The organism is Mesorhizobium sp. M1E.F.Ca.ET.063.01.1.1, assembly GCF_003998155.1.
Taxonomy (GTDB): domain Bacteria; phylum Pseudomonadota; class Alphaproteobacteria; order Rhizobiales; family Rhizobiaceae; genus Mesorhizobium.
This window is the reverse complement of record NZ_RZSC01000243.1, coordinates 1-7953: the sequence shown is the minus strand read 5'-3', so window position 1 is coordinate 7953 and position 7953 is coordinate 1. Positions and strand designations below refer to the sequence as shown.

Genomic DNA, 7953 nt, shown 5'->3' with positions numbered 1-7953 from the left:
GAAGGCTGGGCGGGCCATGCCGCTCCCGCCATTCTCGCCAGCGCCATGCGCGGCACGTCGCAGGTTCTGGCAAGGCTTGCCACGCTCGCCGGCCCCTGGACGGCATTTCCGATCCACACCGTCGAGCAGCAGTGCTGGACGATGCCGGAAGGCGTCGCGCTGATCGGTGACGCCGCGCACGCCATGACGCCGTTCGCGGCGCAGGGCGCGGCTATGGGCATAGAGGACGCCGCGATGCTTGCCAGTTTGGTCGCCGACTTTCCCGCCGATCCGCGGCAAAGCCTCGGTATCTGGGAAAATCTCAGGCGCCCGCGCATCGAGAAGGTGCTCAGGCGCGGCGCGCTCAACCGGTTGGCATGGCATGCCTGGGGACCGGTGGCGCTAGCCCGCAACCTGGTGCTGGCGACGCGGCCGGCGGAAAAGCTCGCGGCGGATCTGGACTGGCTCTATGGCTGGGAGGAGCGGAACGTTGTAGGGCGGTAAGGCGTCGCAGCGATAAAGCTCGACAGGCTGGCGGGACAGAGGGGGGTGTGACGGAACGCGGCGTTCGCAACTCGCGGATATGCCAACCATCAATCATACAGCCTCATCGACAACCCCAGCGACACCGGGAGCGGGTTCCACCAGCCGGTGCGCAGGCCGGCGGTGCGCAGTGCCGCCGCCGTCCAGGTGTTGCAACCGACCAGCGCGTTGAAACGGCCGTTGGCCTCGTAGAAGCGGTCGAAGCTGGAATAGCCGGCATTGTCGATGACCGTCGGCCCGTTCGGCCCCTGCCGGAAGCTCGATTGAATGTAATCGAGCAGCACCGAAAAGTGCTTCTCGTCGATGTCGAAGCCAGCGACGTCCGGGCGCGGTTCGGCAATCGCGCCGGCGAGGTCGACATGCATCACCGAGGCGTCCAGCGTCAGCGCCTTCAGCACCGGCACGGCCCTCAGTTCCGACCATGTCGGCGTCTCCAGGTAGAACGCGCGACCGCCCCAGCCGAAAATAAGGTAGCGCGCCTGCGGCGCATCGGTGGGCAGCCCGGCGTCGGCGAGGAAATGATAACGCCGGCGCACGCCGTCATCGACCGGGATCGCGATGTCGGTATGGATCGGGTTCTTGAGCACCAGTATGCGCCTGGTGCCCTCGCCCGCGGCCACCGCCGGCCAGAGTGGGCGCGGCACCAGCGTGCCGAGCGCGGCGGTAAAAAGGAGCACAGCGACCAGCATGGACGGGAAACGCAGGAATTTTCTCGTCAACGGCGGGGCTCCGTTGCGCCTCTAGAGCAATTCCAGAAAAAGTGTGTAACAGTTTTCCGTCCGGAATTGCGTAAAAACAAATAGTTAGAGTGGGTCAGCGATTCTGTGAAAAGCCGAAACCGCTCTAAGCACAGAGTTTCTTAGCCGATCGTCCAAAAACAAAGAAGCCCGACCTTGCGGCCGGGCTTCTCAAATCGTTGTCGCGCTGTGTTAGTGCAGGATCTGCGACAGGAATAGTTTTGTGCGCTCATGGCGCGGATGGTCGAAGAATTCGGCCGGCGTGTTCTGCTCGACGATCTGGCCCTGATCCATGAAGATCACCCGGTTGGCGACCTTGCGGGCAAAGCCCATCTCGTGCGTGACGCAAAGCATGGTCATGCCCTCCTCGGCCAAGCCAACCATCGTCTCCAGCACTTCCTTGATCATTTCCGGATCGAGCGCCGAGGTCGGCTCGTCGAACAACATGATGCGCGGATTCATGCACAGCGAGCGAGCGATCGCCACGCGCTGCTGCTGGCCGCCCGAGAGCTGGCCGGGATATTTGTTGGCCTGCTCGGGGATCTTGACGCGCTTCAGGAAATGCATGGCGATTTCCTCGGCCTGCTTCTTCGGCGTCTTGCGCACCCAGATCGGCGCCAGCGTGCAGTTCTCCAGGATGGTCAGATGCGGGAACAGGTTGAAATGCTGGAACACCATGCCGACCTCGCGGCGCACCTCGTCGATCTTCTTTAGGTCGTTGGTCAGTTCCTTGCCGTCGACGATGATCTTGCCCTTCTGGTGCTCCTCCAGCCGGTTGATGCAGCGGATCATGGTCGACTTGCCGGAGCCGGACGGACCGCAGATGACGATGCGCTCGCCGCGCATCACCTTGAGGTTGATGTCCTTCAGCACATGGAACTCGCCGTACCATTTGTGCATGCCGACGATATCGATGGCGACATCGGTGGTCGAGACATGCATCTTCTTGGCATCGACCTTGATGTCTTCCGCGCTGACGGCGTTTTCGGTGCTCATGGCCAATTCCCCTTTTATCGTTCGATTTGATGCATGTCGTTATCCCAAAACCGTTTCACACTTTTGGGCGACATGCATCAGCGTTTGTAGCCGGTGTCGAGCCGGCGTTCGGTGTACATTGAATAGCGCGACATGCCGAAGCAGAACAGCCAGAATACGAAGGCGGCAAAGACGAGGCCGGATTTCGCGGTCTGCGGCGTCGCCCAGTTGGCGTCGGACAGGTTCTGTTTGACCACGCCCAAAAGGTCGAAGATCGAGATGATCAGCACCAGGCTGGTGTCCTTGAACATGCCGATGAAGGTGTTGACGATGGCGGGGATGACCAGCTTCAGCGCCTGCGGCAGCACGATCAGACCCATCTTCTGCCAGTAGCCGAGGCCGAGAGAATCGGCGCCCTCATACTGCCCCTTCGGGATCGCCTGAAGGCCACCGCGCACCACTTCCGCCATATAGGCGGCGGCGAACAGCGACACGCCGATCAGCGCCCGCAGGAACTTGTCGAAGGTGACACCGGCCGGCAGGAACAGCGGCAGCATGACACTGGCGAAAAACAACACCGTGATCAGCGGGATGCCGCGCACGGTCTCGATGAAAATCACACACAGCATCTTGACGATCGGCATCTTGGAGCGCCGGCCGAGCGCCAGCAGCGTGCCGAGCGGCAGCGACACGGCGATACCGACGAAAGAGAGGCTGAGCGTCACCAGCAGCCCGCCCCAGCGCGAAGTCTCGACAAGCGGGAGGCCGAACGCACCGCCGGACAAGAGAAAGAAAGACACAACCGGCAGCACCAGGAAGAGCAGGATGGCGTTCAGTCCCTTGCGCGGCACGCGTGGAATCAGCATCGGCACCAAAAGCACCACCAGCAGGACAGCGACCAGGATCGGCCGCCAGCGTTCCTCGACCGGATAGGTGCCGAACATGAACTGCCCAAACTTGGCGTTGACGAAGGCCCAGCAGGCGCCACTCCAGCCGTCGGGCTGGATGCCGCCCTGCGCGACCGTTGCGCAGACCGTGCGGTTGGGCCCGATCCATTGGGCGCTGATGAAGGCCCAGTTGATGACCTGCGGCAGCACCCAGAGAACAATGGCGATGCCGAGAACGGTGAGGATCGTGTCGCTGACCGAACCGATCAGGTTCTTGCGCACCCAGGCATAGGCGCCGCGCTCGGTGGGCGGCGCCGGCTGGGCAAGCGCCATCTCGGTGCGCACCCAGGACATATCGTGTTCCTGCATGACCCTACCTCTCCACCAGCGCCATTCTGGCGTTGACGACGTTCATCACCGCGGAGGTGATGAGGCTCAGCACCAGATAGGCGATCATCATGATAAATACGCCCTCGACCGCCTGCCCGGTCTGGTTGAGCACCGTGCCGGCAGTGGCGGTAAGGTCCGGATAGCCGATGGCGATCGCAAGCGAGGAGTTCTTGGTCAGGTTGAGATACTGGCTGGTCATCGGCGGAATGACGATACGCATCGCCTGCGGCACCACAACCAGGCGCAGAATCGGGCCGGAGCGCAGACCAAGGGCGCCGGCCGCCTCGGTCTGACCCTTGCTGACACCCCTGATGCCGGCGCGCACGATCTCGGCGATGAAGGCCGCCGTATAGCAGGAGAGCGCCAGATAGAGCGACAGGAACTCGGGTTTGACCTGGAAGCCGCCAGTCAGATTGAAGGTCGACTGCTTCGGCAGGTCGAAGGTGAGCGGCATCCCGGCGAGCAGGAAGGCAAGCACCGGCAGGCCGACGATCAGGGCCACCGAGGTCCAGAACACCGGGAACTGCTGGCCGGTCGCCATCTGGCGCTGGCGCGCCCGGTACGCGACGAACCAGGCCATGGCGAGCGCCACGACGAAGGCGACGCCGATCAGCCAGGAGCCATCGCCCCAAATCGCGCGCGGAAAATAAAAGCCGCGCTGGTTGAGGAAAGTGCCGAACGGCAGGTGGAAGCTTTCGCGCGGCGGAGGCAGGACGGCCAGCACGCCCGAATACCAGAAGAAGATGACCAGCAGAGGCGGGATGTTGCGGAAGATCTCGACATAGACCGTGCAGATCTTGCGGATCAGCCAGTTGTGCGACAGGCGACCGATGCCGATGACGAAGCCGATGATGGTGGCGGTGACGATGCCGGCAACTGCGACGATGATGGTGTTGATCAGGCCGACGAGGATGGCGCGGAAATAGGTCGAATCGGACGTATAGGCGATCGGCGTATCCGAGATGTCGAAACCGGCCCTGCCCCTCAGGAAGCCGAAGCCGGAGGCGATGTGCAGGCGAGCCAGATTGTCGATGACGTTCTGCACGATCCACCAGACCGAGCCGAACAACAAGACGATGACCAGCGTCTGAAAGAAGATGCTGCGTATTTTCGGGTCATTGACGAAGGAGCCGCGGCTCGGCTCCTCGCGAAGGATTTCCTGCGATGCCATGCGACCATCCCCTGGAAAGAGAAACCGGGAGGCAGATGACCTGCCCCCCGGGATCACGTTTCGATCAGCGGATCGGCGGAGCGTATTGCAGGCCGCCCTTGGTCCACAGCGCGTTGATGCCGCGCGCGATCTTGAGCGGGCTGCCGGAGCCGACATTGCGCTCGAACATTTCGCCGTAGTTACCGACCGCCTTGACGATGTTGACGACCCAGTCATTGGAGACGCCGAGATCGGTGCCGATCTTGGTGTCGGCTTCCTGGCCGAGCACGCGCTTGACCTCGGGATTGTCCGAGTTCTTCATCTCGTCGACATTGGCCTTGGTGATACCGAGCTCCTCGGCGTCGAGCAGCGCGAAGTAGGTCCACTTGACGATGTGGTACCACTGATCGTCGCCCTGGCGCACGGCCGGGCCGAGCGGCTCCTTGGAGATGATCTCGGGCAGCACGACGTGATCGGCAGGCGAGCCCAGCGTCAGACGGATGCCATAGAGGCCCGACTGGTCGGTGGTGTAGACGTCGCAGCGGCCGGCGTCATAGGCGGCGTTGACCTCTTCCAGCTTCTCGAACACGACGGGGTTGTACTCCATCTTGTTCGACTTGAAGTAGTCGGCAAGGTTGAGCTCGGTCGTGGTGCCGGTCTGCACGCAAACGGCGGCGCCCGAAAGCTGCAGCGCCGAGTTCACGCCCGGCAGCTTCTTGGCGTTGATCATGAAGCCCTGGCCGTCATAGTAGGTGGTGCCGACGAAGTTCAGGCCGAGCGCGGTATCGCGGTTGATCGTCCAGGTGGTGTTGCGCGACAGGATGTCGACCTCGCCGGACTGCAGCGCGGTGAAGCGTTCCTTGGCGCTGAGCGGTGTGAACTTGACCTTGGTGCCGTCACCGAAGACGGCGGCCGCGACGGCGCGGCAGAAGTCGGCGTCGATGCCCTGCCATTCCCCCTTGTCGTCCGGCGCCGAGAAGCCGGCGAGACCGGTCGAGACGCCGCACTGGATAAAGCCCTTCTGCTTCACGGTATCCAGCGTGCCGGCCGAAGCTGCCGACGCCGTAAACCCGAGCGCGGCGGCGCCAAGAATGCCGATTGCGATGTGTTTCATGACCCACAGACCCTTTTCTGCTTTACAGGCGCCCCTGCTTCCCAGGCAGCCCTGATCTTTTTTCATGTGTGAATGCAGCTCCCACTTCGGCCCACTCCCGGACCCGCACCGTTGCCGGTGCACTGCCTCCCATTCACGAAACGCATCGAAGGCGATTATTCCTGTGAGGTCAAGGGAAATGACCGAATTGCGACACGTTTGAAAACCGATTGCCGGAAATGCCCGAATTGCAGTCAGAAGCGCCCGCGAATTGGTCAAAAGCTGCAACCGGAACCGGCAAGTCGGAGCCCACGGAAATTTTGAACGTTACGCTAATTCATGCCGGTAACTACTGTCGCCGGCGATGGAAGGACTGGCGCGATTCATGGCGAAGGGCGGGCGCGCCAAGGTGCCTTCGACGCAAGTCCACCGGAGGCGCGCAAAGGGCGCGATCGGTGAGCCGGCGAGCTTTTATTTGGCCCACCCAAACACCGACGCTTGGCGGGCTCGGAGCGGTTGCACGGGCCGCCACGCCGCACTATGGCTGAGCTCCAGACACACTACGACAGGCGACGAACCATGGCGACAGACGGCAGCAAGATCGGCATCAACACGCGGCTTGCCCATTCCGGCAACAACCCGCGCGACTATTTCGGCTTCGTCAATCCGCCGGTCGTGCATGCCTCGACAGTGCTATATCCCGACGCCGCCGCGATGGCATCGCGCAGCCAGAAATACACTTATGGCACGCGCGGCACGCCGACCATGGATGCGCTCACGCTGGCCGTCGACGCGCTGGAGGGTTCAGCCGGCACGATCGCGGTGCCATCCGGCCTTGCGGCGGTGACAATCCCCCTGCTCACTTTCGTCTCGGCTGGCGACCATCTGCTGATCGTCGATTCGGTCTATCATCCGACACGGAATTTCGCCGACACCATGCTGAAGCGCCTCGGTGTCGAGATCGAATATTACGATCCGCGCATCGGCGCCGGCATCGCCCAGCTGATCAAGCCCAACACCAAGGTGGTGTTCGCCGAATCGCCGGGATCGAACACCTATGAGGTGCAGGACATTCCGGCAATCGTAAAGGCCGCGCATGCGGCAGGCGCCATCGTCATGATGGACAACACCTGGGCGACGCCGCTCTTTTTCAAACCGCTCGACCATGGCGTCGACATCTCGATCCATGCGGCCACCAAATATCCGGCCGGCCATTCCGATGTGCTGCTCGGCACGGTGTCGGCCAACGAAACGCATTGGAAGGCGCTCTACGAAGGCTTCTGCACGCTGGGATGCTGTTCCGGGCCGGACGACGTCTACCAGGTGCTGCGCGGCCTGCGCACGATGGGGGTCAGGCTCGAGCATCACCAGAAGAGCGCACTCGACATCGCGCGCTGGCTGGAGGAGCAACCGGGCGTGGCGCAGGTGCTGCATCCGGCACTGGAAAGCCACCCGGATCACGCGCTGTGGAAGCGCGACTTCTGCGGCTCGAGCGGCATCTTCTCGATCGTGCTCAAGGGTGGCGGGCAAAAACAGCAGCACGCCTTCCTCGACGCATTGAAGATCTTCGGCCTCGGCTATTCCTGGGGCGGCTATGAGAGCCTTGCCGTGCCGGTCTTCCTGGGCGACCGCACCATAGCCAAGGGCTCCTATGCCGGTCCGCTCATCCGCCTGCAGATCGGGCTCGAGGACGTCGAGGACCTCAAGGCCGACATCCAGCGCGGGCTCAAAGCGGCAGCCGAAGTCTGAGCGGCGGGCATAGCGCCCGACCAGATCGGACAAGTCCGGGAACCTTTTGCCGGCAGGCGCATCCAATTCACGGATGAAACGCCTGTCCGGGAGATTGGGCGCGATTGAGAAAGCCGAGGCCGCTGGCGGTGTGGCGAACGCGTCGCCTCGCGCAATAATATTCTTCCCGGCCGCGAATATACGGATTGGTTTGGCTTCCAAATCCGTGGCTTCGGCGGCATTGCGAGCAGCGCAAATTCCAGCCATTTGATCCCAAGGGCCTGCCATGGCGTTCCGCCTCTTCGTTCCGATCCTTGCCGGCGCGACGCTCCGCGAACGACTGCTTGCCTGCATCGGCGCGACCATCGGCGTCGCGCTGACCGGCGTGATCAGCGGGCTCGCCATGGGGAGCGGCCCGCATGTGGCGCTGCTGGTGGCGCCGATGGGGGCTTCCGCCGTGCTGCTGTTCGC

The 7953-nt window shown here is 62.8% G+C and carries 7 protein-coding genes and 1 pseudogene; 3 read left to right on the top strand and 5 right to left on the bottom strand.

All coding sequences use genetic code 11. From position 1 onward, the window contains the following. The coding region (locus EOA29_RS18045) for an FAD-dependent monooxygenase (protein WP_189478918.1) at nt 1–483 on the top strand (483 nt) is incomplete at its 5' end. An 89-nt stretch (nt 484–572) separates the two neighbouring features. On the opposite strand, the gene EOA29_RS18040 is transcribed toward EOA29_RS18045, so the two are convergent. The 5 genes from EOA29_RS18040 to EOA29_RS18020 form a co-directional block, all read right to left on the bottom strand. Continuing rightward, on the bottom strand, nt 573–1211 hold the full coding sequence (locus tag EOA29_RS18040) for a TIGR02117 family protein (protein ID WP_126095948.1): 639 nt from the start codon (nt 1209–1211) through the stop codon (nt 573–575). Between the two features lie 240 nt (nt 1212–1451). Continuing rightward, nucleotides 1452–2255, bottom strand: a complete 804-nt coding sequence (locus EOA29_RS18035; protein WP_126084530.1) for an amino acid ABC transporter ATP-binding protein — start codon at nt 2253–2255, stop codon at nt 1452–1454. Nucleotides 2256–2332: 77 nt separating this feature from the next. Next, nucleotides 2333–3490, bottom strand: a complete 1158-nt coding sequence (locus EOA29_RS18030) for an amino acid ABC transporter permease (protein WP_126094473.1) — start codon at nt 3488–3490, stop codon at nt 2333–2335. Between the two features lie 4 nt (nt 3491–3494). Beyond that, nucleotides 3495–4682 (bottom strand): amino acid ABC transporter permease, encoded by a 1188-nt coding sequence (locus tag EOA29_RS18025; protein WP_126094474.1) that lies wholly within the window; start codon nt 4680–4682, stop codon nt 3495–3497. A 64-nt stretch (nt 4683–4746) separates the two neighbouring features. Then, on the bottom strand, nt 4747–5775 hold the full coding sequence (locus EOA29_RS18020; RefSeq protein ID WP_126094475.1) for an amino acid ABC transporter substrate-binding protein: 1029 nt from the start codon (nt 5773–5775) through the stop codon (nt 4747–4749). Between the two features lie 558 nt (nt 5776–6333). Between EOA29_RS18020 and EOA29_RS18015 the strand changes: the two genes are divergently transcribed. Both EOA29_RS18015 and EOA29_RS18010 read left to right on the top strand, forming a co-directional pair. Next, nucleotides 6334–7503: a cystathionine beta-lyase gene (locus EOA29_RS18015; protein ID WP_126094476.1), complete on the top strand. Its 1170-nt coding sequence runs from the start codon at nt 6334–6336 to the stop codon at nt 7501–7503. 265 nt (nt 7504–7768) lie between these two features. Then, nucleotides 7769–7953 (top strand): annotated as a pseudogene (locus EOA29_RS18010) (hypothetical protein); the annotation flags it as partial.

What these genes read in the sequence shown, in the direction of transcription:
- EOA29_RS18040 (WP_126095948.1), bottom strand. Translation starts at nt 1,211, where the DNA reads ATGCTGGTCGCTGTGCTCCTTTTTACCGCCGCGCTCGGCACGCTGGTG.
- EOA29_RS18035 (WP_126084530.1), bottom strand. Translation starts at nt 2,255, where the DNA reads ATGAGCACCGAAAACGCCGTCAGCGCGGAAGACATCAAGGTCGATGCC.
- EOA29_RS18030 (WP_126094473.1), bottom strand. Translation starts at nt 3,490, where the DNA reads ATGCAGGAACACGATATGTCCTGGGTGCGCACCGAGATGGCGCTTGCC.
- EOA29_RS18025 (WP_126094474.1), bottom strand. Translation starts at nt 4,682, where the DNA reads ATGGCATCGCAGGAAATCCTTCGCGAGGAGCCGAGCCGCGGCTCCTTC.
- EOA29_RS18020 (WP_126094475.1), bottom strand. Translation starts at nt 5,775, where the DNA reads ATGAAACACATCGCAATCGGCATTCTTGGCGCCGCCGCGCTCGGGTTT.
- EOA29_RS18015 (WP_126094476.1), top strand. Translation starts at nt 6,334, where the DNA reads ATGGCGACAGACGGCAGCAAGATCGGCATCAACACGCGGCTTGCCCAT.